Genomic DNA, 24171 nt, shown 5'->3' on the forward strand with positions numbered 1-24171 from the left:
AGGATCCCTAGATACGGAGAGCAGGGAGCACAGATGGCCGAATTGACCATCAATGCCGATGACGTCCGCAATGCGTTGAACGAGTTCGCGGCGTCCTACGAGCCCGGCACGGCAGACCGCGTCGAGGTCGGCCGCGTCATCACCGCGAGCGACGGAATCGTTCGCGTCGAGGGACTTCCGTCCGTCATGGCGAACGAGCTCGTTCGCTTCGAGGACGGCACGCTGGGCCTCGCCCAGAACCTCGACACCCGCGAGATCGGCGTCGTCGTCCTCGGCGACTACACGAACATCGAGGAGGGCCAGGAGGTCCAGCGCACCGGAGAGATCCTCTCGATCCCGGTGGGCGACAACTTCCTCGGCCGCGTCGTGGACCCCCTCGGCCAGCCGATCGACGACCTGGGCGAGATCGTGCCCGAGGGCCGCCGCGCCCTCGAGCTCCAGGCCCCGGGCGTCACCGAGCGCAAGTCGGTGCACGAGCCGCTGCAGACCGGCATCAAGGCGATCGACGCCATGATCCCGATCGGCCGCGGACAGCGCCAGCTCATCATCGGCGACCGCCAGACGGGCAAGACCGCCATCGCGGTGGACGCCATCATCAACCAGCGCGCCAACTGGGAGTCGGGCGACGTCAACAAGCAGGTCCGCTGCATCTACGTCGCCATCGGCCAGAAAGCCTCGACCATCGCGGCCGTGCGCCAGACCCTCGAGGAGAACGGCGCGCTCGAGTACACCACGATCGTCGCCTCCCCGGCGTCCGATCCGGCCGGCTTCAAGTACCTCGCCCCCTACGCGGGCTCGGCGATCGGCCAGCACTGGATGTACGGCGGCAAGCACGTCCTCATCGTCTTCGACGACCTCTCGAAGCAGGCCGAGGCCTACCGCGCCGTCTCCCTCCTCCTCCGCCGTCCGCCGGGACGCGAGGCCTACCCGGGCGACGTCTTCTACCTGCACTCCCGCCTCCTCGAGCGCTGCGCGAAGCTCTCGGACGAGCTGGGCGCGGGCTCGATGACGGGTCTGCCGATCATCGAGACGAAGGCCAACGACGTCTCGGCGTTCATCCCGACCAACGTCATCTCCATCACCGACGGCCAGATCTTCCTGCAGTCGGACCTCTTCAACGCCAACCAGCGCCCGGCCGTGGACGTCGGCGTCTCGGTCTCCCGCGTCGGCGGCGCCGCACAGGTCAAGGCCATGAAGAAGGTCTCCGGCACGCTGAAGCTCTCGCTGGCGCAGTACCGCGACATGCAGGCGTTCGCGATGTTCGCGTCGGACCTCGACGCGGCCTCCCGCCAGCAGCTGACCCGTGGCGCCCGCCTCATGGAGCTGCTCAAGCAGGGCCAGTACAAGCCGTACCCGGTCGCCGAGCAGGTCGTCTCCGTGTGGGCCGGCACGAACGGCCACCTGGACGAGGTCCCGGTCTCCGAGGTCGGCCGCTTCGAGGCGGAGCTCCTCGAGCACCTGCGCCACCGCAGCCAGGTGCTCACCACGATCGAGCAGACCGGCAAGCTGGAGGACTCCACGCTGGACGAGCTCAAGTCCCAGATGGACGAGTTCAAGCGCGGCTTCCAGCCGAGCGAGTCGTCCTCCAAGTAGGCCGCTGACACGGCCGTCCGCGGCGCCTTCGGGCGCCGCGGGCAGCCCGTCGAGAAAGGAACAGCATGGGAGCCCAGATCCGGGTCTACCGCGAGAAGATCAAGTCGACCCAGTCGATGGCCAAGATCTTCAAGGCCATGGAGCTGATCGCGACGTCCCGCATCGGCAAGGCGCGCCAGCGCGTCTCGGCCAGCGGTCCGTACGCGGACGCGATTTCCCGCGCCGTGGCCGCCGTGTCGGCGCAGACCGACATCGACCACACGCTGACGACGCAGCGCGCTGACGTCAAGCGCTCGGCCGTCCTGATCATGACGAGCGACCGCGGCCTCGCCGGCTCGTACTCCTCGTCCGTCATCAAGGAGGCCGAGGCCCTCATCGAGGATCTGCGCTCCCGCGGCCAGGAGGTCGACGTCTACCTCTACGGCCGCAAGGGGCAGGCCTACTTCGACTTCCGCCAGCGGGAGTACAAGGGCTTCTGGAGCGGACACACGGACGCTCCGGTGCACGAGACCGCCGTCGAGATCGGGGAGAAGCTCCTCGAGGAGTTCGTCAAGGGCGCGGAGGAGGGCGGCGTCGACGACGTCCACCTCGTCTACACCCGATTCGACTCGATGGTCACGCAGGAGCCGACCTCCGGGAAGCTCCTTCCGATGACCAAGGAGCAGCAGGAGGAGGCCGAGGCAGGCTCCAAGGGCCCGCTCCCGCTCTTCGAGTTCGAGCCGGACGCGTACAGCGTCCTCGACGAGCTCATGCCCCGCTACATCGAGTCGAAGGTCTATGTGGCCATGCTTCTCGCAGCGGCCAGCGAGCTGGCGGCCCGCCAGCGCGCCATGAAGGCTGCAGGCGACAACGCCGGCGAGCTCATCAAGAAGTTCACGCGACTGCGCAACAACGCCCGCCAGGCGGAGATCACGCAGGAGCTGTCCGAGATCGTCGCCGGCGCAGACGCGCTCAGCGCCTAGCCATCGTCCCGCCGCGGCGGCCAGCGCCCGGCTCCACTGACCACAATTGCCAACAACAGAGAAGTGAGAGAGATGACTGCCCCAACTGCTGAGCATGTTGAGCTTGCAGCTCCTTCTGGTGCCACGGGACGCATCGTCCGTGTCATCGGCCCGGTTGTCGATGTCGAGTTCCCCTCGAACGCGATGCCGGAGATCTACAACGCACTGACCACCACCGTGACCATGCACGGTGAAGAGCACAAGATCACCTTCGAGACGTCGCAGCACCTCGGCGACAACCTCGTCCGCGCGATCTCCCTGCAGGCCACGGACGGCCTCGTCCGCGGCGCCCTCGTCCAGGACACGGGCGACTCGATCTCCGTCCCGGTGGGCGACGGCGTCAAGGGCCACATCTTCAACGTCCTCGGCGACTCCCTGGACGTCGACAACTCGGAGATCCAGGTCTCCGAGCGCTGGCCGATCCACCGCAAGGCTCCGAGCTTCGCTCAGCTCGAGGGCTCCACGGAGATGCTCGAGACGGGCATCAAGGTCATCGACCTCCTGACGCCGTACATCAAGGGCGGCAAGATCGGCCTCTTCGGCGGCGCCGGCGTGGGCAAGACCGTTCTCATCCAGGAGATGATCACCCGTGTCGCCCGCAACTTCGGCGGCACGTCCGTGTTCGCCGGCGTCGGCGAGCGCACCCGTGAGGGCAACGACCTCTGGGTCGAGATGGAGGAGGCGGGCGTCCTCAAGGACACCGCCCTCGTGTTCGGCCAGATGGACGAGCCGCCGGGAACGCGCCTGCGCGTCGCCCTCTCGGCCCTCACGATGGCCGAGTACTTCCGCGACGTGCAGAAGCAGGACGTGCTCCTCTTCATCGACAACATCTTCCGCTTCACGCAGGCGGGCTCGGAGGTCTCCACCCTCCTCGGCCGCATGCCGTCCGCGGTGGGCTACCAGCCGAACCTCGCTGACGAGATGGGCCTCCTCCAGGAGCGCATCACCTCGACGCGCGGCCACTCCATCACGTCGATGCAGGCGATCTACGTCCCTGCTGACGACTACACGGACCCGGCGCCGGCCACCACGTTCGCGCACCTCGACGCGACCACGGAGCTCTCCCGCGAGATCGCGTCCCGCGGCCTCTACCCGGCCGTGGACCCGCTGACCTCGACCTCCCGCATCCTGGATCCGCAGTACATCGGGCACGACCACTACAACACGGCCGTGCGCGTCAAGCAGATCCTGCAGAAGAACAAGGAGCTCCAGGACATCATCGCCATCCTCGGCGTGGACGAGCTCTCCGAAGAGGACAAGGTCACGGTGTCCCGTGCCCGCCGCATCCAGCAGTTCCTCTCGCAGAACACCTACACGGCGAAGCAGTTCACCGGCGTCGAGGGCTCGACCGTCTCCATCAAGGACACGATCGAGGGCTTCAAGGCCATCTGCGACGGCGACGTCGACCACATCGCCGAGCAGGCGTTCTTCAACGTCGGCGGCATGGACGACGTCGAGCGCCAGTGGGCCGAGATCCAGAAGTCGACCAACTGATCATGGCTGCGAAGGAACTCCACGTAGACATCGTCGCGCCGGACTCCTCCGTCTGGTCCGGCCCGGCCTCGATGGTGCGCGTGCGCACCAGCGAGGGCGAGGTCGGCATCCTCCCGGGGCACCAGCCCATGCTGGCCGTCCTCGGCGAGGGCGAGCTGATGGTGGCCGGTGCCAACGGCCAGCGCGAGTTCTTCCACGCCAACGGCGGGTTCATGTCCGTCGAGGGCGAGGACGGCCGAGTCATCGTGGTGGCAGACGACTGCAAGCCGGTGGATGCGCCGGCCGCCAGCAGCCTCTGACGCCGGGACGCGGTGAAACGCTGACCCGAACAACACAGAATCATGGGCTTTCCGCACCTCGTCATCCTGCTCAGCGTCATTGCGGGGCTGGTGGTCGGCGGGGTTCTCGGACGGCGAATGGCGATGAGGGTGCGCCGCAGGCAGCTGCGGGGCACCCTCGCCGCGTTCCCGGCCCTTCTGTCCACGCCGTCGGGATGGGTTGAGGGGACGCTGCGGTACCGTGCCGAGGAGCTCCAGTGGTTCAGGGACTCCTCGGTCACGCCGATTCCGGAGGTGCGCCTGGAGCGCCATCTCCTCGAGATGGACCGCCTCAGGCCAGAGGACGAGCTCGTGCGCAGCCTGGAGAAGGCCCACCCGAATGAGGTCGACAGCGGGTGGGTCGTGGCCCGCTTCAGCTCGCCGTCCCGAGAGACTCCAGTGCATCTGGCCCTGGGGTTCGACGAGTCCGCGGGGATCTGCGCATGGCTCGAGGCATGGGGGACGGTCGGCCGCGGCCACTGGCGCTGACCCTCGCGGAACTGGCGTTCTCCGCTCGGTCGCCCCGTCGAAGGAGCGCACTGTCGAGAGAGCAGACTGCCCGGCTGACAGCGCGGACCGCACAGTCGACTCGGCACGCAGTCGACGCGGCGCTAGCCTGAGACAGCATGCAGTTGAGACACCTCGGCGGACGCAGCACGGGCCTGGGACAGCACAGCGAAGCCCCGGCCTCCATCGGGAGGCCGGGGCTTCACTGTGTATCGGTGCTCTGTGTCCGGCTCGCTGTCCTCTTCCGCTTTCAGCCGAGCATCGTCGCTTGGCGCAGAACTCGGACGCGGATCAGAGAGAAGAGCCCTGAGGGGCCCGCCTCACGGCCGGGGGAGAGGGCTCAGATCAGAGGGGCGTGACACCCATGGCCTGCGGGCCCTTGGTGCCCTCGCCGATCTCGAAGCTGACGCGCTGCTCCGGGTCGAGGGTGCGGAAACCGTTGGTGGCGATCTCGGAGTAGTGGACGAACACGTCGTCGTTCGAGCCGTCCGGCGTGATGAAGCCGAAGCCCTTCTCCGGGTTGAACCACTTGACTGTGCCTTCAGCCATGATGCTCCTTCAAGCATGGGCCGCCTCAGGGAGACGGCGGGGTGGGGATGCAAAGCGAGAAGGAATGCTGGTATTGCTTTCGTGCCTCACGCTTCAGAACCGGCTCAGATCGTGCCCGTTCCTCGTCAACACTTTCACGGAGAAGGGAAGATTGTCAAAATTCTTGCCTCCGTATCGTGGCCTGCGCAATACATAGAGAATTCAAAATGAATAACGGAGCAATTAGAAAAGTCGGCTGTCGGAATCGTCCACGCCGCGCATTTCGTCGTAGTCGAGCGAGAGGCACTCGATGCCCCGGTCTTCGGCGAGGACGCGGGCCTGCGGCTTGATCAGCTGGGCGGCGAAAACTCCCCGCACCGGGGCGAGCCGAGGGTCCCGATTGAGGAGGGCGAGATAGCGGGTCAGCTGCTCGACGCCGTCGATATCACCGCGCCGTTTCAGTTCCACGGCAACGGTGGAGCCCTCTCGGTCTCGGGCGAGGATATCCACGGGGCCGATCGCCGTGGGATATTCCCGTCGGATGAGGGAGAAACCGTCTCCGAGCCGGTGGATCTGCTCGGCGAGCAGCCGCTGGAGGTCTGCCTCGACGCCGTCCTTGATGAGCCCCGGATCGAGCCCGAGCTCGTGCTCCGAGTCATGGTGCATCGCGTGGATGTGGATGATGAGCTTGTCGTCGCTCTTGCCGTGCTGGACGATCCAGGACTCGACCGAGTCCTCGCCCACGCCCGTCTCCTCCGGGGAGGCGATGCGCGTCGTCGCCGGCGGGGACATCCAGTTGAGGGGCTTGTAGGAGCCGCCGTCGGAGTGGATGAGCACCGAGCCGTCGGCCTTGACCATGATGAGGCGCTTGGCGCGGGGGAGGTGGGCCTTGAGGCGGCCGACGTAGTCCACGGAGCATTCAGCAATGACGAGTCGCACGGTCCACCACTCTACTGAACGGCGGAGGGCCTGACGCCTGAGGGGCAGGCGGCGGGCCTGCCTGCGCGGGACCTGTGACCTCCGGACGCCTCCGCGCGGGACTGGCTCGGGCTGGCGCTCGCCTAGCATGGAGGGATGAGCGAGAACGAGACGGAGACCGGCGCCGCGCCGGGCGAGGAGATCAGGTCCAACACCGTGCTGGCGGCCCGCCGCGAGGACATCGAGCTGACCACGGAGGACGGGCTGACCCTCGTGGGAGAGCTCGCCCTGCCCGCGGACTCCGATCCGGTGGCCACGCTCGTCATGTTCCACCCCCTGCCCACGCACGGCGGCTTCATGGACTCCCACGTCTACCGGAAGGCGGCGCTGCGCCTGCCCGCGCTGGCGGACCTGGCCGTTCTGCGCTTCAACACCCGCGGGACGAGCTCGCCCCGGGGCACGAGCGAGGGCTCCTTCGACGAGGGCGTCGGCGAGCGGTACGACGTCGAGGCGGCCCTGCGGTTCGCCGTCGAGCGCGGGCTCCCGGAGATCTGGGCGGTGGGATGGTCCTTCGGGACGGAGCTGACGCTCAAATACGTCTCGCAGCCGGAGAACGCGAAGCTCGTGCGCGGCGCGGTGCTCATCTCGCCTCCGCTGCACCGGGCGGAGGACGCCGATCTGCGGCGCTGGGCGGAGACGGGGCTGCCGCTCGTCGTGATCGTCCCGGAGCACGACGACTACCTCCAGCCGCCCGAGGCCCGTGAGCGCTTCGCGCTCGTGCCGCAGGCGCAGGTCATCGAGTTCGAGGGCTCCAAGCACCTGCTCGTCGGGGAGAAGCACGTCAAGCGGGCCCTGGAGACGATGGCGGCCGCGGCGCTCGGCCTCGAGTCCGTGGACCTTCCGACCGAAGTCCCGGCCGGGCTGGAGGGCTAGAGGCCGCTCACTTGCGGTCCTGCCGCGGCACCACGACCTCGCGGAGCAGGTGCATGACCGCCGCCGCCGTCGGGATCGCGATGAGGGCTCCGAGGACGCCGAGGAGCGAGCCGCCTCCGATGACCGCGATGACGGCCACCGGTCCCGGCACCTTGACCGCCCGCTGCATGATGCGCGGGGAGATGAAGTACGCCTCCACCTGGAGGTAAATGAAGTACGCGATGGCGAACGCGAGCGCCGTTCCCCAGCCCTTGGTGAGCGCCACGAGGGAGACGACGACGAGCGCCGTCGGCGGACCGACGAGGGGCACGACGGCGAGCAGGACCACGATGCAGAAGAACAGCCACGGATACGGGACGCCCACGATCGCCATGACGATGAGCGCGTAGACGCCGTTGAGCAGGGCGACCGTGGACTGGCCGAGCACGTAGGAGCCGACAGAGGCCGTGATGTCCTCGGTGAGCTCCGTGACCCGCTCGCGCCGGGACGCCGGCACCAGGCTGTAGAACGCGGCCTTCATGGACGGGAGCATGACGAGGAAGTAGAGGGTCAGCACGAGGACGATCAGCGTGCCGAACAGGCCGTTGACCACGGCCGTGCCGGCGGCGATGACCTTGTCCAGAATGCCGCCTGCGCCCGTTGCGTTGGACGTGAGGTGGCTGACGCCCGCGTTCAGCTGCTCCTTGATCCCGTACGACTTGTCCAGCTGCTGGAACGTGGGGGAGTGGGACATCTGGTCCACCGTGGCCGGCAGCGACTGGAAGAAGAGGGTGAGCTGCTGGACCGTGATCGGCGCGACGAGGCTGATGAAGGCGGCGACGAGCCCCGCGACGGCCAGGAAGACGATGAGCACGCCTGCGCCGCGCGGGACCCCGCGGCGCACGAGGAAGCGCACCACGGGATCCAGTCCCAGGGCGATGAAGAGGGCGGCGGTGATCCAGAGCGGCAGCGGGCCGGTGTGGATGACGATGTAGTACAGGCCGAGGGCCAGGCCGACGCCGAGCGTGCCGAGGAAGCCCATGGCGACGGGGCTGAGGCGGTGCCGCCCAGGCCTGTCCACTGAGTATGAAGTCACGGTCCCACGGTAGTCGACCGTCCTGGGACACGGCCCCGGGCTCCGCGATAGATTGTCAGCATGTCCATGAACCACGGTGCAGTCCCCTCGTCCTCGTCCCGCCGCCCCGCGGCCTCCGGCCAGGCGTCCGGCGCCCCGGCAGACCCCGGGCTGAGCAGCGCGGCCCTGCGCGGCGCTGTGGACCTCTCCGCCCTGGCGAACCGCTCGGCGGCGCAGCAGGCGTCCGGGCAGCAGCCGGGTGCCGCCGGCGGGGGAGAGGGCGGGCGCAAGCCGCGCTTCGTGGTGGACGTCAATGACGCGAGCTTCGAGCAGCTCATGCAGCTCTCGGGGCAGGTCATCTGCCTCGTGGGCCTGTACGCGGACCAGGTGCCCGGATCCCAGGAGGCCATCGACGCGCTCGTGCCGCTCGTGGCCAAGCAGAACGGCCGGATCGCGCTCGGCCGCGTCCGGGGCGAGGACGCCCCGAGCGTCTTCCAGGCCTTTCAGCTTCAGGCCGTGCCGGCCGCCGTCGCGCTCATCAAGGGCCAGCCGGTGCCGATCTTCCAGGGCAACCCGCCCCAGGACTGGGACTCGATCTTCGCGCAGCTCATCCAGCTCGGCGACGAGCACGGGGTGACCGAATCCATCCCGGACAGCGGAGACGGCGGAGAGGACGGGGACGAGGACGCTCCGGAGCCCCAGCTCTCGGCGGAGGAGCAGGCGGCCCTGGACGCCATCGGGCGCGAGGACTACGCCGAGGCGGAGCGCCTGTACGACTCGATCCTGGCGAACTCGCCGGCCGACGAGGCCGCCAAGCAGGGACGCCTCAACGCGCAGCTGCTCGGGCGCCTGCACGGCGCCGACGTCTCCGCGGCACGGGGGCGGGCCGCGGCGGACCAGGACGACCTCGAGGCCCAGCTTCTCGTGGCGGACGCGGACGTGACCAACGGCCACGTGGAGGACGCCCTGACCCGCCTCATCCGCTTCATCGCCTCGCACGGCGGAGAGGATCGCGAGGCGGCGCGCGCCAGGATCGTGGACCTCTTCACGCTGATCGGCGGGGACCACCCCGCCGTCGGCGAGGCCCGGCGGAAGCTCGCCGCCGCGCTGTTCTGAGCCGCACCAAGGGACGCGCAGGTCATCCGTTCGGATGACGGTCGGGCGGAGATCTCCGCGCGAGATCCGACTTCCGGGCGACGACGCCGCACTCAGCTGATTCATAGACTGGGGGCATGATGCAGACCGCTGCCCTCCCGGCCCTCCAGATCCAGGGGATGACGCGCGCCTTCGGCCAGCAGCTCGCCGTGGACTCCGTCTCCCTCGACGTGCCCTCAGGCTCCTTCTACGCCCTCGTGGGGCCCAACGGAGCGGGCAAGACCACCCTGCTCTCGATGGCCACGGGACTGATCCGTCCGAGCGCCGGCACGGCCGCGGTGTACGGGCAGGACGTGTGGGCCTCCCCGATGGAGGCGAAGCGTCTGCTCGGCATCATGCCGGACGGCCTGCGCCTCTTCGACCGTCTGACGGGGCGGCAGCTCCTCGAGTTCACGGGCCGCCTCCGCGGCCTGGACAAGGCCACCGCGGCGGAGCGGACCTCTGAGCTTCTGGCCCTCATGGACCTGGAGCCCGCCGCGGCGAAGCTCGTCACGGACTACTCGGCCGGCATGACCAAGAAGGTCACGCTCGCCTCGGCGCTCATCCACGGGCCGCGGCTGCTCGTGCTCGACGAGCCCTTCGAGGCGGTGGACCCCGTTTCCGCCGCGAACATCCGGGACGTCCTGGCGCGGTTCGTGTCCGACGGCGGAACGGTCATCGTCTCGAGCCACGTCATGGACCTCGTCCAGCGCATGTGCGACCACGTGGCGATCATGTCCGCCGGCCGCGTCCTGACCGCCGGCACGGTGGACGAGGTGCGCGCCGGGCGGGACCTCGAGTCCACGTTCATCGACCTCGTCGGCGGACGGCACGAGGGAGGGAGCCTCTCGTGGTTGGGACGCTGATCCGCCTCTCGCTCCAGCTGCAGAAGAACCAGCTGACGCGGAGCGTCTCGGCCGTCATCGCTCTCGTGCTCTTGGGGCTGTACGCCCTGGGCGCGCTCGTCTTCGCGATCGGGGCCCTCTTCGGCCTCGGGTTCGTCGAGGACCCCGAGCTGCGGTTCTCGATCCTCGCCCTGCTCGGCTCGGCTCTCGTGTTGCTTTGGGCGCTCGTGACGCCGTTGTTCGTGGGTGTGGACCAGACGCTCGACCCTCGCCGCTTCGCCACCTTGCTCGTTCCTCGGCGGGAGCTCGTGACGGGCCTGCTGCTCGCCGGGGCCATCAACCCGCTCGGCATCGCCACCCTGCTTGTCGGCCTCCTCTGGGGCGCGGCCTCGGCCCGGAGCTTCGCCGGCCTCCTGCTCGGCAGCGTCGGCGGGCTGCTCGGCGCCCTCCTCTCCCTCGCCCTCGCTCGGCTGACCTCGACGGCGCTCTCGGCCCTCCTGCAGAGCCGCCTGTTCCGCGAGTCCTCCATGCTGGCCGGATTCCTTGGTCTCATGTTCCTCGGGCCCGTCATCGGCGTCGGGGGCTTCGTGGCGCAGAGCCCCGAGCTGCGCTCCGGCATCGGCGGGGTCCTTGCCTGGACGCCGATCGGAGCGCCGTGGGTCGTCGGCGCGGACGCGCTCGCCGGCAGCTGGGGCGCCGCTCTGGCCCGCCTCGGCATCGCGCTGGCCTCGCTCCTCATCGTCCTCTGGGTGTGGGGCCGCGCCCTCGAGCGCGAGCTCGCCGAGGCGGGAGCCCCGGCCAAGGAGAGCAGGACCCGGTCGTCGTCGAGCACCTCGGGAGTCATCGGGCGCCTCGGCCGCGGTCCGCTCGGGGCCATGACGGCCCGGAGCCTCGTCTACTGGGTCAAGGACCCCCGCTACTCGTTCTCCCTCGTGGCCATCCCGCTCGTCATCGGCATGATGGTCTTCCAGTCGGCCACCGTGGGCGGGCCGGCCGGGCTGTTCATGATGTTCCTCCTCGGGTTCCTCACCGCGTGGGGACTCGCCATGGACACCTCCTATGACTCCACGGCGCATTGGATCTTCGTGGCCGCGGGCGTTCGCGGGCGGGACGAGCGCCTGGCCCGGGTGCTCTCCTATGCGGTGATCGGCGGAGCCACGATGCTCCTGGCCGGTGTTGTCCAGGGGGTTGCGCGGCACAGCGCCGCCGAGGGCGCCCTCACGGCTCTCTTCGGCGTCGGGGTCTGGTGCATCGCCGCCGGGGCCGGAGTGCTCCTCTCGAGCTTCTTCGTCCAGGAGACGGTGCGCCCCAACGAGTCCGTCTTCACCACGCGCAGCGGCGGTCCGGTGGCCGTGGCCATCCAGTTCGGCGGCCTGGCCGGGATCGCCCTCCTCTCCCTGGCCCCGGGGCTGCTCATCGGAATCGGGCTGGGCACGGACCGGCCGCTCATGGCGTGGGGCGGAGCCGGGCTCGGGCTGCTCATCGGCGGGATCGTCCTCGCCGTCGGGCTGAATCGGGCCGGGGTCCTCTACGACCGGCGGCAGGCGTACCTGCTGGAACAGCTCGTGCGCTTCGACCACAGCTGAGCCGGACCGCGGCCAGGACGGGCAGCGGGGCAGCAGCCGAGACGGCGCAGCGGGGCCGCGGGCTGAGGGTGAGCGGCCGGGCCCCGAGCGGTAGAATGGAGCGCATGAGCCTGCCTCCCGATCCCTTCGAGTCCTCGCCTCTCTCCGAGCCCTCGCACGGCGGGGGAACCGCTACGCTCGAGCGCGAGGAGCAGCGGCAGTCGGCGGAGCCGGGGGACCATGAGCGCTACGCGCACTATGTCCAGAAGGACAAGATCATGGAGTCCGCGCTGACGGGCAACCCGGTCATCGCGCTCTGCGGCAAGGTCTGGATCCCGGGCCGGGACCCGGAGAAGTTCCCCATCTGCCCGGACTGCAAGAAGATCTATGACCAGATGCAGGGCGGGGACGATTCCTAGCGAGGCGGCCTCGGCTCCCTCTCATCCCGTCCCTCCGGTCCCGGAGGGGCTGCGCCAATGGCAGGCCGAGGCCTTCACGCGCTATTTCCAGCTGCGCCGTCGGGACTTCCTGACGGTCGCCACGCCCGGAGCGGGCAAGACCACCTTCGCCCTGACCGTGGCCCGCACCCTCTTCGACCTGCGGATCGTGGATCGCCTCTACGTCGTGGCGCCCACGGACCATCTCAAGCGCCAGTGGGCGGACAACGCGGCCCGCTTCGGCCTGCCCATCGACCCGAACTTCAAGAACTCGGACGGCCAGCACGGAAAGGGGTACCAGGGCGTGGCCGTGACCTACGCCCAGGTGGCGAGCAAGCCGATGCTGCACCGGGCCAAGACCGAGGCGGCCAAGACGCTCGTCATCCTGGACGAGGTGCACCACGGCGGAGACGCGCTCAGCTGGGGAGACGGCATCCGGGAGGCCTTCACGCCGGCCACGTGCCGCCTCAGCCTGACGGGCACTCCGTTCCGCTCGGACACCGCCGCCATCCCCTTCGTTGAGTACGAGCCGGACGCGGAGGGGATCCGCCGCTCCAAGGCGGACTACACCTACGGATACGGGCACGCGCTCAAGGACGGGGTGGTCCGCCCCGTCATGTTCATGGCGTACGCCGGGTCCATGCGGTGGAAGACGAGCACGGGGGACGAGATGTCCGCGGGGCTCGCGGACGAGGTGACCAAGGACGTCGCCGCCCAGGCCTGGCGCACGGCGCTCAACCCCCACGGCGAGTGGATGCCGGCTGTGCTCGCGGCCGCGGACAAGCGGCTGACCGAGGTCCGCCGCACGGTGCCGGACGCCGGCGGGCTCGTCATCGCCACAGACCATGAGACCGCGCGCGCCTACGCCGGGATCCTCAAGGGGGTCACGGGGGAGTCCGCCACGGTGGTCCTCTCGGACGACAAACAGGCCTCGCGCTCCATCGAGGAGTTCGCGGAGGGGACGAGTCGCTGGATGGTCGCGGTCCGCATGGTCTCCGAGGGCGTGGACGTTCCGCGCCTCTCGGTGGGCGTCTACGCGACGAGCACGTCCACGCCCCTCTTCTTCGCCCAGGCCGTGGGCCGCTACGTGCGCATGCGCCGCCGCGGAGAGACGGCCTCGGTCTTCCTCCCCTCCGTGCCCATCCTCATGGCGCTCGCGAACGAGCTCGAGGCGGAGCGGGACCACGCGCTGGACCGCCCCACGGACCCGACGGACCCGGACTTCATTTCGGAGGAGGACCTCCTCGACGAGGCCAACCGGGAGGAGAAGGCCTCGGACACCCTCGAGCGCCAGAAGTTCGAGGCGCTCGACTCCCAGGCGTCGTTCGACAAAGTGCTCTTCGACGGCACGGAGTTCGGCCTCGGCGGAGACGTGGGCAGCGACGAGGAGATGGACTTCCTCGGGATTCCCGGGCTGCTCGACGCCGAGCAGGTCAACATCCTGCTGCGGGAGCGGCAGCACGAGCAGATCCGCCGTCAGAAGAGGAGACCCGCCGCGGAGGCGGAGCCCCAGGGCGCTGTGGACCACCGCCAGCTCAAGGAGCTGCGGAACCAGCTCGCCAAGAGCGTCTCGGCCTGGGCCGCGCGCTCGGGCATGGCCCACGGCGTCATCCACTCGGAGCTGCGGCGGCTGACGGGCGGACCGCCTGTGGCGCAGGCCAACGCCGAGCAGATCCAGGCGAGGATCGAGCGGCTTCAGGACTGGTTCGTGGGCCGGAAGAGGCCGGGCCAGGCCTGAGGGCCGCTCGGCTCGATCGGGCTCAGAGGATGCGCACGCCCGCGTCGGCGAGCTCGGCCTCGGCCGTCCGCGCGGTCTCCTCGGAGATCGCCGCCGTGAGCGGCCCGAGGACCACGGTCTCGAAGCCGAGCCGCCGGGCGTCGAGCGCGGTCTGCGTCACGCAGTAGTCGAAGGCGAGCCCGCAGATGAGAACCGTGTCCACGCCGTGGTCCAGCAGCCACGTGTTGAGGCGGGGACGGTCCTCCGGGCGCTGCCGTGGATCGTCGAGCCGCCCTTCGAACCCGGAGTACGCGGCCTCGAACTCGCCCTTCTTGAACGCCGCGTCCAGCCGCGGCAGAGAGAGCTCGGGGCACAGCTGGGCTCCGGGCGTTCCGACTACGCAGTGAGGCGGCCAGCTGTCCCGGAAGTCGGGCGTCTCGGAGAAGTGGGAGCCCGGGTCGATGTGCCAGTCCTGGGTGGTCACGACGAGCCCGAACGAGCGCGGCGCGGCCAGACACTCGGTGATCCGGCGCGCCGTCTCGCGTCCGCCTTCGACGGCGAGGGCGCCGGACTCGCAGAAGTCGTTCTGGACGTCCACGACGAGCGTCGCGGTCCTCTGCGGGTCCACGGTCATCTCGCTGAGCGAGAGCAGCTCGGTCAGCTCGGCCACGGGTCCGGGGCGCAGAATCATGGGATCAGTCCTCGTAGAGGGTCGGGATGACGGGGTCTCCGGCGGCGAGCCGGGTGTGGGCCGCGGGCAGCTCGGCGAGGGAGGCGCGGTGGCGCTCCGCGGCGCGCACGACGGCGTCGGGGCCCGTGTGCGCGTCGTCGATCTCTCCGCGGTCCACGAGCTGGGTGAGGAGCGGGCGGTCGTCGAAGTCGCTCGCCGGCGGGTGGCCCACGCCGATGACCTCGGCCGTGGCCACGCCCTGCTCGTTCTTGCGGCGCAGCGCGTACTTGCGCCCGCCCACGGAGGCCTTGTCCTTGGCCTTCTTGGCCACGGAGACCCACTCGCCGCTCTCGTCCTGGCGGGCGACGAGCTTGTAGACCATCGAGGCCGTGGGCGCGCCCGATCCGGTGACGAGCTGCGTGCCCACCCCGTAGGCGTTGACGGGGGCGGAGGCGAGCGCCGCGATCGCGTACTCGTCGAGATCGCTCGTCACGACGATGCCGGTCTCGGTGTTGCCGAGCGAGTCGAGCAGGCGCCGCGCCCAGCCGGCCTGGGTGACGAGGTCGCCCGAGTCGAGCCGGATCGCGCCGAGCTCCGGCCCGGCGACCTCGACGGCGGTGCGGATGCCCTGCTCGACGTCGTACGTGTCCACGAGCAGCGACGTGCCCGGGCCGAGCGAGGCCACCTGCGCCTCGAACGCGGCCTTCTCGGAGTCGTGGAGCAGCGTGAACGAGTGCGCCGCCGTGCCCGCCGTCGAGAGCCCGTAGCGGCGGCCGGCCTCGAGGTTCGACGTCGTCGCGAATCCCGCGATGGCAGCGGCGCGCGCGGAGGCGACGGCCGCGTCCTCGTGGGTGCGCCGGGACCCCATCTCGATGCAGGGGCGGCCGCCGGCCGCCACGGTCATGCGGGAGGCGGCGGAGGCGATGGCGGAGTCGTGGTTCATGATCGAGAGCAGAAGCGTCTCGAGGACGCACGCCTCGGCGAACGTGGACTCGACGATGAGCAGGGGAGAGTTCGGGAAGTAGGCCTCGCCCTCGGCGTAGCCGAAGACGTCTCCGGTGAAGCGGAAGCCCTCGAGGTAGGCGACGGTCTCCTTGTCGAAGACGCCGGAGTCGGAGAGGTAGCGCAGCTCGTCCTCGCCGAAGCGGAAGTCCCGCAGCGCCTCGAGGAAGCGGCCCGTGCCGCCCACCACGCCGTACCGGCGCCCGTTGGGCAGGCGCCGGGCGAAGGTCTCGAAGACGCTCCTGCGGTGCGCCGCGCCGGAGCGGAGGGCGGCCTGGAGCATCGTGAGCTCGTAGTGGTCTGTCTTGAGCGCGGTGGAGGCGAACGCCTCGCCGGGGGACGGCGCCATGGTGGAACCTCTTCTGCGTGGACGGCTGAGCGGCCCCGGGGCACGGCCTCCGGCGCGGATGACGCGGGGAGCGAAAAGCCGGTGACCATCGGGGCGGGCATTCCCTAGCATAGAGACTATGACGGACGGAGAGCGGGAGACATCCGGCGGCCTCGGCACGCTGAGCCGGGAGGACGCGGACCTGGGGCTGGACTCGCCCTGGCAGGTGGTCGTGTGGAACGACCCGGTCAACCTCATGGACTACGTGGCCTTCGTCTTCCGCTCCTACTTCCACTACAGCGCGGCGGAGGCGGACCGCCTCATGCTCGCGGTGCACGAGGAGGGGCGCGCCGTCGTCGCCTCCGGCACTCGGGAGTCCTGCGAGCGGGACACCCAGGCGATGCACCGCTACGGCCTCCAGGCCACCTATGAGAGGGCCGACCGTGGCTGAGCGGTTCCGCTACCGCCCGGGCGCGGACGGCGGGAGCGTCGTCGGGCGCCTCGAGCCGGAGGAGATCGCGATCCTCGAGCGGGTGCTCGCGGACGTCGAGGAGCTGCTCGCGCCCGAGGGCGGGGAGGACCAGGACCCCCTCGTCGAGCTGACGGGGTATTCGCCGGCCGCCGAGACGCCCCAGGACGGCGCCCTGCGGGCCCTGCTGCCGGACGCCGCGGAGGACGACGAATCCGCGGGCGAGTTCCGCCGGCTCACCGAGTACTCCCTGCGGACGGACAAGATCGCGGACCTTCGCGCCGCGCGGATGCTCATCGCGGCCGAGTCCCTGCGCCTCAGCCTCGAGGACGCGGAGACGCTCGCGCGCGCGTTCAACTCCGTGGCGATCGTGCTCGCCGAGCGGCTCGCGATCCGATCGGACGAGGACGCTGCCGCGGTCTCCGAGATCGAGGACCCGCAGGACGACGACGAGTTCATGGCCGTCCTCTACAACTTCGTGGGATGGATCCGGGGCGGCCTCTCCGCCGCTCTCATCGACGCCTTGTGACAAACTCAACAGGGGCTCGGGGAGTCCCGTGAGCGGGCCTGCGCCTACGCTGGAACACTAATGAACTCTCGCAGCCTCCCGGACGCGCCGAGCGCTCGTCCGGCCGTCTCCGCAGCGGCCCCCATCGGGATCTTCGACTCCGGTGTGGGCGGGCTGACCGTGGCCAGGTCGCTCATCGACCTCATGCCCCATGAGTCCGTCCTCTACGTCGGGGACACCCAGAACAGCCCGTACGGGCCGCTGCCCATCGCGGAGGTCCGGGCCAACGCGCTCGGCATCATGGACCAGCTCGTCTCCAGCGGGGTCAAGGCGCTGGTCATCGCCTGCAACACCGCCTCGGCCGCCGTGCTCGGGGACGCGCGGGAGCGCTACACGGGCCGGTACGGGATCCCCGTCGTCGAGGTCATCCGCCCGGCGGTCCGGCGCGCGGCCGCGGCGACGAGGAACGGCCGGATCGGCGTCGTCGCCACCGCCGGCACCGTGCGCTCGCGGGCCTACGAGGACACGTTCGCCGCCGCCCCGCACCTCGAGGTCTTCTCCGCGGCGTGCCCGCGGTTCGTCGAGTTCGTCGAGGCGGGCGTGACGAGCGGGCCGGAGCTCATCCGCACGGCTGAGGAGTACGTCGCGCCGCTCAAGGAGGCCGGTGTGGACACCCTCATCCTCGGCTGCACGCACTATCCGCTGCTGACGGGCGTGCTCTCGCTCGTCATGGGGGAGGACGTCACCCTCATCTCCTCGGCGGAGGAGACGGCCAAGGACGTCTACCGCTCGCTCGTGCGGGAGGGCATCCAGGCCCCGGACACCGCCGAGGCCGCGCGGGAGTTCATGGCGACCGGTTCGGCCGCCGAGTTCGAGGTCCTCGCCCGCCGCTTCCTGGGGCCCGAGGTGGCCTCGGTGACGCGCGTCGAGGACGTGCACGCGATCTATCCGACTGCGAGCATCGCGCGGATCACGCCCGCGATGCTCGAGGCCGCCGCCCGCCTCAAGGGCGGCGAGTCAGGCCAGGGCAAGGGGGCCCGAGCATGAGACTGACCGTCGTCGGCTGCCAGGGGAGCTTCCCCGGCCCGGAGTCACCGGCGTCCTGCTATCTGCTCCAGGCGGAGGAGGGGGAGAGGACGTGGAACCTCCTCTTCGACCTCGGCTCCGGGGCGCTCGGCCACGTGCAGAGGCACCTGGACCTGGCCGACATCGACGCGATCTTCCTGAGCCACCTCCACCCGGACCACTGCATGGACGTCTGCGGACTGCACGTGGCGGTCCACTGGAACCCGGACGGGCAGCCGGAGCGGAGGATCCAGATCCACGGGCCCGCCGAGACCGCGGACCGCCTGGCGACCGCCTACGGGATGCCGCTCGATCCCGGCATGCACGAGGACTTCCGGTTCGTGCCCCTCGCGGCCGGCCGGCCCGTCCGGCTGGGCCCGCTCACCGTGGAGCCCTTCGCCGTCCGCCACCCCGTGGAGGAGGCCTACGCCTTCCGCGTCACCGAGACGCAGCCGGACGGCACCCAGACCGTCTTCACCTACTCCGGGGACACGGACTCCTGCGAGGGGCTCGTCGAGGCCGCGCGAGACGCGGACTGCTTCCTCTGCGAGGCCGCCTTCCACGAGGGCCGCGACGACGCGATCACGGGCGTCCACCTCACCGGCCGGCGTGCCGGGCAGGCCGCTGCGGACGCCGGGGCCCGGCGCCTGCTCCTCACCCACCTGCCGGTGTGGAACAGCCCCGTGCGCTCCCTGGAAGAGGCGCGCGAGGCGTACGACGGCGAGACGGCCGTCGTCGCCGCCGGGGTCTCCTACCGGATCTGAGGAGCGCCTCCCTAGGATGGAGGCATGACTGAATCCACCACTGCCCCCGCACCCCGAGCCGACGGCCGCGCCCACGACGAGCTGCGGCCCGTGACCATCGAGACCGGCTGGTCCAAGAACGCCGAGGGCTCTGCTCTCGTCAGCTTCGGGGACACGCGGGTGCTCTGCACCGCGTCCCTCACGGAGGGCGTGCCCCGGTGGCTCAAGGGCCAGGGCACCGGCTGGCTCACGGCGGAGTACGCGATGCTCCCGCGCTCCACGAACACCCGCAGCGCCCGCGAGTCCGTCAAGGGCAAGCTCGGCGGCCGCACCCATGAGATCTCGCGGCTCATCGGGCGCTCCCTCCGCGCCGTCGTGGACCTCGCCGAGCTCGGCGAGAACACGATCGTCCTGGACTGCGACGTGCTCCAGGCCGACGGCGGCACCCGCACCGCCGCGATCACCGGCGCGTACGCGGCCCTCGTCGAGGCCGTCCGGTTCGGACAGTCCAACGGCATGATCCCCGCCCGGGCCGAGGTCCTCACGGACTCGGTCTCCGCGGTCAGCGTGGGCATCGTGGACGGCCGCCCCGTCCTCGACCTCCCGTATGTGGAGGACGTCGCGGCCGAGACGGACATGAACGTCGTCGTCACCGGCGGCGGGTCCTTCGTGGAGGTCCAGGGGACCGCCGAGGGCGCGCCGTTCGACCGAGACGAGCTCAACTCCCTCCTCGACTTGGCGCTCACCGGAACCGAGCAGCTCGCTCGCATCCAGGCGGAGGCGCTCGGCGCCCAGGTCGTCGTGGGCGCGCCAGCGCGCGAGGAGGACGCGTGAGCGGCGCGCGGCTCGTCCTCGCCTCCCACAACAAGGGGAAGCTGCGGGAGCTGCGGGCGATGATCGCCGAGCAGGCCCCCGAGCTGGACGTGGACTCCCTCGTGGTGGACGCCGCGGCGGCCGGCGCCCCGGACGTGGCCGAGACCGGCGTGACGTTCGAGGAGAACGCGCGGCTCAAGGCGGAGGCCATCGCACAGGAGACGGGGCTCGCCGCGCTCGCGGACGACTCCGGGCTCTGCGTGGACGTGCTCGGCGGGGCCCCGGGCTTCCTCTCGGCCCGCTGGTCCGGCCGCCACGGCGACGACGAGGCCAACCTGCGCCTGCTCCTCGCCCAGCTCGCGGACGTCCCGGACGGACACCGGGCCGGGGGCTTCGAGTGCCGCGCCGCGCTCGCGGTGCCGGGCGCCGAGACGGCGGTGACGCAGGGCAGCTTCCGCGGCGTCATCCTGCGCGAGCCCCGGGGAGAGGGCGGATTCGGCTACGATCCGATCCTCCAGCCGGACGGCCGCGAGGAGAGCGCCGCCGAGCTCGATCCGGCCGAGAAGAACCGGCTCAGCCACCGCGGCGCGGCCATGCGGGCCATGATGCCGAGGATCCTCGAGGTCCTGAAGGCGTGAAGACAGAGCGAGGCCCCTTCCCGCGCGGGAAGGGGCCTCGGCGTTCTCAGCGGCAGGCCGGGAGCCAGACGGGGAGTCAGTCCCGGGCGCGCTCCGAGCCTGCGGTGTGGGAGCCGTCCTCGCGCTCAGCGGCCGAGTCGGCCGGGTAGGCGGAACGGCCCTGGCGGCGGGCCTTGACGATCTCGAAGACGATGGGCAGCACGGAGACGAGGACGATGAGGATGAAGATCCCGTCCAGGTGGTCCCGGACGAACGGGACGCGGTCTCCGAGGATGAAGCCGAGCATCGTCACGCCCACGCCCCAGAGGGCTGCGCCGATCACGTTGTAGCGGATGAAGGTGCTGTAGTGCATTTTGGCCACGCCCGCGATGACCGGCGTGAACGTGCGGACGATCGGCACGAAGCGTGCCAGGATGACGGACTTGCCGCCGTGCTTCTCGAAGAAGGCGTGCGCCTGCTCCACGTGCTCGTGGCGGAAGAGCCTCGACTCCGGCTTGTTGAAGACGGCCGGCCCGGCCTTGCGGCCGATCGCGTACCCCACCTGGTCTCCCGCGAAGGCCGCGATGAAGACGAGCAGGGCCAGCAGCACGATGTTCACCTTGATGGTGCCGGTGGCCACGAGCAGGCCCGCCGTGAAGAGCAGCGAGTCTCCGGGCAGGAAGAAGCCGACGAGGAGACCCGTCTCGGCGAACACGATGCCGAGGATGAGGAGGATGACCCACGGGCCCACCCGGGGGTCCGCGAGGAAGACCTGGGGATCGAGCCAGCTCGGGAGGAAGCCGGCGAGGGGGAGGGACGTGTCTGAGATCAGGGAAGTCATGGGCACCGAGTCAGGATACCGGCCCAGCCTGACAAGAGCCCGAGCGGCGCGGCGCACGGCCGGACATGGGCGGACGGGGCGCTCGGCGCACCGGCTCGGCAGCGAACCGGGCATAGGGTGGATCGGGTGAGCGTGGACTTCGTCGCCGTCGACTTCGAGACGGCCAACGGCTTCAGGGGCTCTCCGTGCGCCGTCGGGCTCGTCAGAGTGGCGGGAGGCCGCCCGGAGGCCGAGTGGGAGAGTCTCATCGCGCCGCCGGCGCCGGCCGACGTGTTCGACCCTCGCAACGTCCGCATCCACGGGATCCTCCCCGAGGACGTGCGGGACGCGCCCGCCTTCCCCGAGGTGCTCGAGCGGATCCTCGCGTTCTCGGAGGGCCTGCCCCTCGTGGCCCACAACGCGGCGTTCGACCTGGGCGTGCTCCGCGGTGCGGCCGAGCTCACCTCCTCGCGGCTGCCGAGCCGCCGCTCCGCCTGCACGGTGCAGATGTCCCGGGCGTCCTTCTCTCTGCCCTCACACTCGCTGCCCTTCTCCGCCGAGGCCGCCGGGCATCCGATGACCCACCACCACAACGCTCTCGCCGACGCGCGGGCGTGCGCCGCCGTCGCCCTCGAGGCTGTCCGGCGCACCGGGGAGGGGACGCTCGAGGCGGCGCTCCGCCGCCTGGGCGTTCCGATGTCGCAGCTCGCTCCCTACGATCCCGCCGAGGGGCTCTCCTCCGCGACTGAGCGGGCGCTGCGCTCCGTTCCCGGCCCGTCGGGGGAGGAGGGCGCGCCGGCCGAGTCCTTCGAGCTGCCGTCCCGCCTCGATCCGGTCTCCCCGAATCCCGACGCCGACCCGGCCAATCCGCTCTTCGGCCAGCGGGTCCTCTTCACGGGGCCGCTCGGCCTGTCCCGGGCCGAGGCCTGGCGGCGGGCGGCCGAGTGCGGCGCGGAGCCTGTGGGGGTGCTCTCCCTGTCCACGGACGTCCTCGTCGTCGGCGGGGGATTCGCGAGCGACGACGTCCGGGGCGGCGGGCGTTTCACCTCCTCCACGCTGGAGAAGGCGCTCAAGCTGCAGGCGAGGGGGTTCCGGCTCGAGATCGTGACCGAGGGCGAGTTCATGCAGCGGGTCGGCGGAGCCTGGCCGCCCCATGGCGCGTAGGCGCCCTCGCCAGGAACAGTGATCGACGGGACCGCACGTCTGGGCGCTCCGTGCGGCGCTCGCCGTTCGACGGGGAAGTTGTGAGCGCCCGCTCAAGGTGGGCCCGCTCGCGGTGTCGGCTACTGCTGCAGGAAGTCGATCAGGGCCTCGTTGGCTGCGGCGGGATCATCCATATTGGAGTTGTGCGCGGCGTTGAGAAGGGTAACCAGGATGGTTTCAGCGTTCCGGTCCGTGAGTCGCTGCATGGCTTTCCTGATGTTGCCCGAGCGATCCTGCTCGCCCACGAGTGCCAGAGTCGGGACGCTGAGCCGATATGCGGGGTCGGGCGCCAGGCAATCCGCCCAGAAGCCCATGATCTCGATGAACCGGCGCTTCCCCACCTGGCGCAGACAGGATTCGGCGTAGTCGACAGTTGCGGCCGACCGGCCGCAGACACGAGCGGATTGCCGGACGAGAGCGTTCCAGGGGCAGACGGACAGGACCGCCTTGGTGCAGCGCAGCGCGAGCTTCTCACGAAGGGTCAGAGGGCCGTGATTGTCGGTGCAGTCAATCAGAACCAAGCGGGCGACACGGTCAGGGTGACGGTCAAGGTAGGACTGGGCGAGGTTGCCTCCCATTGACTGACCGACCAGCGTGACTGCGTTCGGCCCAAGAGTGCTGATGAGAGCATGGAGGTCCTCGCACATGTCCGGGTAGCGGAACTCGTCGTTCAGCTTTGACTGACCATGGCCGCGCGCATCCCAACAGACCGCCCCGACGTCGCTTGGCAGCGCCGCGAGCTGCGCGTCGAACATGTGTCCGTCCATGCCCGCGCCATGCAGAAAGACGACCCAGCGGCCGTGCTGAGCTTCTCGACGCCGGTAGTGCACGACGCATCCGGGGCGGTCGAGCACCATTTCTCGAAGGTCCGACATGTCTGACATACTCCCGCCTCAGGCATGGCTTCTTCCTTGTCCGTCATTCCACCACATGCCCACGTCGGCGATTCGTCGCCCTGTGCTGGACACAGTCCGGTGACAACTCGCCCCTGACCGACACGACCGGGATGACGTCGGTCTGAGTCGACTCCCTCCCATCATGTGGGCCCTGAGTCGGGCCGGAATGGTTCGCTCTGGCCGCGGCCGGCGAGGTCAGCCCGCCACGCCGTAGGCGGCGTCGATGCGCGCCGCGGCCGGGGCCAGGACGGCGTCGCGGAAGGAGAGGGCCTCGGGGGCCTCGCTCAGGTGGCGGCCGATCACGGAGCTCGCGGCCGTCCAGGGATTCGGCCGGCACGTGCTGGCGTCGGCTTTCGAAGCGGCCTGGACTTCCGAGCCCCCGCTGGGCGCCGTGCCGCGGAGGGCCCGGGCCAGCCGGAGGACGGAGTCGGCCGCGGACTCGAGCGTCTGCTCGCCGGACTCCGAGATCGCGGCGACGTCCCGGCCCACGCGGGCGAGCGTGTCCTCGTCGAGGTGCGCCATGAGGGCCACGGGGAGCAGGCGCAGAAGAGCGGAGTCGTCGCGGAGCTGCGGATCGAGCTCGGCCGGCGTCAGGGGGTGGGACCGGGTTCCCATCCGCTCGACTCTCATGGCGGCGGCGAAGCGCGGGAACCGCCGCTGCACGCTCTCAGCGGGGATCGCGCGGGCGAGGGAGCCGTCCGAGGCGGAGGCGGCCCAGTGCTCGAGGTCGTCGTCGAGCCCGCGCCGCAGCTGCGGGGGAGCCGAAGGGTCCAAGGGGAGGCCGAGGAGGCGGGAGACGCGCAGGGAGGCGAGCCACGCGCACGCGGCGGGGTCGGCTCCGACGCCGTCTCGCGCCCACTCGAGGACCTCGGCGACGGCGTCCATGCCGACGGCGAGGAGGACGCCCGCCGCGGGGTCGAGCGCAGGAGGAACCGCAGCCGGGCCCAGGGCGGACAGATCGGCGGAGGGCGACTCGCTCGGCTCGTTCAGCATG

At 70.4% G+C, this 24171-nt stretch carries 25 protein-coding genes and 1 pseudogene; 18 read left to right on the forward strand and 8 right to left on the reverse strand.

What is annotated here, in order from left to right; all coding sequences use genetic code 11:
- Nucleotides 1-33: 33 nt before the first annotated feature.
- The 5 genes and pseudogenes from atpA to H9I38_RS00350 form a co-directional block, all read left to right on the forward strand.
- Nucleotides 34-1566, forward strand: a pseudogene (atpA, locus tag H9I38_RS00330) (F0F1 ATP synthase subunit alpha); the annotation flags it as partial.
- A 92-nt stretch (nt 1567-1658) separates the two neighbouring features.
- On the forward strand, nt 1659-2555 hold the full coding sequence (locus H9I38_RS00335; protein WP_226336649.1) for a F0F1 ATP synthase subunit gamma: 897 nt from the start codon (nt 1659-1661) through the stop codon (nt 2553-2555).
- 72 nt (nt 2556-2627) lie between these two features.
- Nucleotides 2628-4088 (forward strand): F0F1 ATP synthase subunit beta, encoded by a 1461-nt coding sequence (gene atpD, locus H9I38_RS00340; protein WP_226336650.1) that lies wholly within the window; start codon nt 2628-2630, stop codon nt 4086-4088.
- Between the two features lie 2 nt (nt 4089-4090).
- Nucleotides 4091-4387, forward strand: a complete 297-nt coding sequence (locus H9I38_RS00345) for a F0F1 ATP synthase subunit epsilon (RefSeq protein ID WP_226336651.1) — start codon at nt 4091-4093, stop codon at nt 4385-4387.
- Between the two features lie 42 nt (nt 4388-4429).
- Entirely contained in the window at nt 4430-4894 is a 465-nt protein-coding gene (locus tag H9I38_RS00350; RefSeq protein ID WP_226336652.1) for a DUF2550 family protein, read from the forward strand.
- Between the two features lie 363 nt (nt 4895-5257).
- Here H9I38_RS00350 and H9I38_RS00355 read toward each other — a convergent pair whose 3' ends face one another.
- A complete protein-coding gene (locus H9I38_RS00355; RefSeq protein ID WP_226336653.1) occupies nt 5258-5461 on the reverse strand; it encodes a cold-shock protein in 204 nt (67 codons plus the stop codon).
- 222 nt (nt 5462-5683) lie between these two features.
- Nucleotides 5684-6379 (reverse strand): endonuclease NucS, encoded by a 696-nt coding sequence (nucS, locus tag H9I38_RS00360; RefSeq protein WP_226336654.1) that lies wholly within the window; start codon nt 6377-6379, stop codon nt 5684-5686.
- Nucleotides 6380-6514: 135 nt separating this feature from the next.
- Here nucS and H9I38_RS00365 point away from each other — a divergent pair, with 135 nt between their 5' ends.
- Complete coding sequence (locus tag H9I38_RS00365; protein WP_226336655.1) at nt 6515-7291, forward strand: alpha/beta hydrolase; 777 nt, start codon at nt 6515-6517, stop codon at nt 7289-7291.
- Nucleotides 7292-7298: 7 nt separating this feature from the next.
- Here H9I38_RS00365 and H9I38_RS00370 read toward each other — a convergent pair whose 3' ends face one another.
- Nucleotides 7299-8366, reverse strand: coding sequence for an AI-2E family transporter (locus tag H9I38_RS00370; protein WP_226336656.1), 1068 nt, complete (start codon nt 8364-8366; stop codon nt 7299-7301).
- A gap of 60 nt (nt 8367-8426) precedes the next feature.
- Here H9I38_RS00370 and H9I38_RS00375 point away from each other — a divergent pair, with 60 nt between their 5' ends.
- The 5 genes from H9I38_RS00375 to H9I38_RS00395 all read left to right on the forward strand — a co-directional run bounded on the left by H9I38_RS00375 (nt 8427) and on the right by H9I38_RS00395 (nt 14064).
- On the forward strand, nt 8427-9461 hold the full coding sequence (locus H9I38_RS00375) for a co-chaperone YbbN (RefSeq protein WP_226336657.1): 1035 nt from the start codon (nt 8427-8429) through the stop codon (nt 9459-9461).
- 119 nt (nt 9462-9580) lie between these two features.
- Nucleotides 9581-10345, forward strand: coding sequence for an ABC transporter ATP-binding protein (locus H9I38_RS00380; RefSeq protein WP_413463505.1), 765 nt, complete (start codon nt 9581-9583; stop codon nt 10343-10345).
- Nucleotides 10330-11910: a hypothetical protein gene (locus tag H9I38_RS00385; protein ID WP_226336659.1), complete on the forward strand. Its 1581-nt coding sequence runs from the start codon at nt 10330-10332 to the stop codon at nt 11908-11910. The genes H9I38_RS00380 and H9I38_RS00385 overlap by 16 nt, the downstream gene beginning before the upstream one ends.
- A 104-nt stretch (nt 11911-12014) precedes the next feature.
- Nucleotides 12015-12308, forward strand: coding sequence for a DUF3039 domain-containing protein (locus H9I38_RS00390; RefSeq protein ID WP_226336660.1), 294 nt, complete (start codon nt 12015-12017; stop codon nt 12306-12308).
- A complete protein-coding gene (locus H9I38_RS00395; RefSeq protein WP_226336661.1) occupies nt 12277-14064 on the forward strand; it encodes a DEAD/DEAH box helicase in 1788 nt (595 codons plus the stop codon). Before H9I38_RS00390 ends, H9I38_RS00395 begins: the two co-directional genes overlap by 32 nt.
- 22 nt (nt 14065-14086) lie before the next feature.
- On the opposite strand, the gene H9I38_RS00400 is transcribed toward H9I38_RS00395, so the two are convergent.
- Entirely contained in the window at nt 14087-14734 is a 648-nt protein-coding gene (locus H9I38_RS00400; RefSeq protein ID WP_319002156.1) for an isochorismatase family protein, read from the reverse strand.
- 4 nt (nt 14735-14738) lie between these two features.
- Nucleotides 14739-16064 carry a nicotinate phosphoribosyltransferase gene (locus H9I38_RS00405; protein ID WP_226336662.1) on the reverse strand — a complete coding sequence of 442 codons (1326 nt, stop codon included), beginning with the start codon at nt 16062-16064 and terminating at the stop codon, nt 14739-14741.
- 118 nt (nt 16065-16182) lie between these two features.
- Between H9I38_RS00405 and clpS the strand changes: the two genes are divergently transcribed.
- From clpS to rdgB, 6 genes are read left to right on the forward strand one after another with little or no spacing between them, the layout of a single operon-like run.
- Nucleotides 16183-16494 carry an ATP-dependent Clp protease adapter ClpS gene (gene clpS, locus H9I38_RS00410; RefSeq protein WP_226336663.1) on the forward strand — a complete coding sequence of 104 codons (312 nt, stop codon included), beginning with the start codon at nt 16183-16185 and terminating at the stop codon, nt 16492-16494.
- Entirely contained in the window at nt 16487-17041 is a 555-nt protein-coding gene (locus H9I38_RS00415) for a DUF2017 family protein (RefSeq protein ID WP_226336664.1), read from the forward strand. Before clpS ends, H9I38_RS00415 begins: the two co-directional genes overlap by 8 nt.
- Nucleotides 17042-17101: 60 nt before the next feature.
- Complete coding sequence (gene murI / locus H9I38_RS00420; protein WP_226336665.1) at nt 17102-18067, forward strand: glutamate racemase; 966 nt, start codon at nt 17102-17104, stop codon at nt 18065-18067.
- A complete protein-coding gene (locus tag H9I38_RS00425) occupies nt 18064-18849 on the forward strand; it encodes an MBL fold metallo-hydrolase (protein WP_226336666.1) in 786 nt (261 codons plus the stop codon). The genes murI and H9I38_RS00425 overlap by 4 nt, the downstream gene beginning before the upstream one ends.
- A gap of 24 nt (nt 18850-18873) precedes the next feature.
- Nucleotides 18874-19662: a ribonuclease PH gene (gene rph / locus H9I38_RS00430; RefSeq protein WP_226336667.1), complete on the forward strand. Its 789-nt coding sequence runs from the start codon at nt 18874-18876 to the stop codon at nt 19660-19662.
- Nucleotides 19659-20279, forward strand: a complete 621-nt coding sequence (gene rdgB / locus H9I38_RS00435) for an RdgB/HAM1 family non-canonical purine NTP pyrophosphatase (protein WP_226336668.1) — start codon at nt 19659-19661, stop codon at nt 20277-20279. The genes rph and rdgB overlap by 4 nt, the downstream gene beginning before the upstream one ends.
- Before the next feature lie 76 nt (nt 20280-20355).
- Here the strand turns inward: rdgB and H9I38_RS00440 are convergent, their stop codons facing one another.
- Nucleotides 20356-21099, reverse strand: coding sequence for a VTT domain-containing protein (locus H9I38_RS00440; protein ID WP_226336669.1), 744 nt, complete (start codon nt 21097-21099; stop codon nt 20356-20358).
- 126 nt (nt 21100-21225) lie between these two features.
- On the opposite strand from H9I38_RS00440, the gene H9I38_RS00445 reads away from it, so the two are divergent.
- Entirely contained in the window at nt 21226-22242 is a 1017-nt protein-coding gene (locus tag H9I38_RS00445; protein WP_226336670.1) for an exonuclease domain-containing protein, read from the forward strand.
- Between the two features lie 119 nt (nt 22243-22361).
- On the opposite strand, the gene H9I38_RS00450 is transcribed toward H9I38_RS00445, so the two are convergent.
- Nucleotides 22362-23156: an alpha/beta fold hydrolase gene (locus H9I38_RS00450; protein WP_226336671.1), complete on the reverse strand. Its 795-nt coding sequence runs from the start codon at nt 23154-23156 to the stop codon at nt 22362-22364.
- 216 nt (nt 23157-23372) lie between these two features.
- Nucleotides 23373-24170, reverse strand: coding sequence for a hypothetical protein (locus H9I38_RS00455; RefSeq protein WP_226336672.1), 798 nt, complete (start codon nt 24168-24170; stop codon nt 23373-23375).
- Nucleotide 24171: the final 1 nt, after the last annotated feature.

The sequence above is a fragment of the Arthrobacter sp. UM1 genome, assembly GCF_020483305.1.
GTDB lineage: Bacteria > Actinomycetota > Actinomycetes > Actinomycetales > Micrococcaceae > Falsarthrobacter.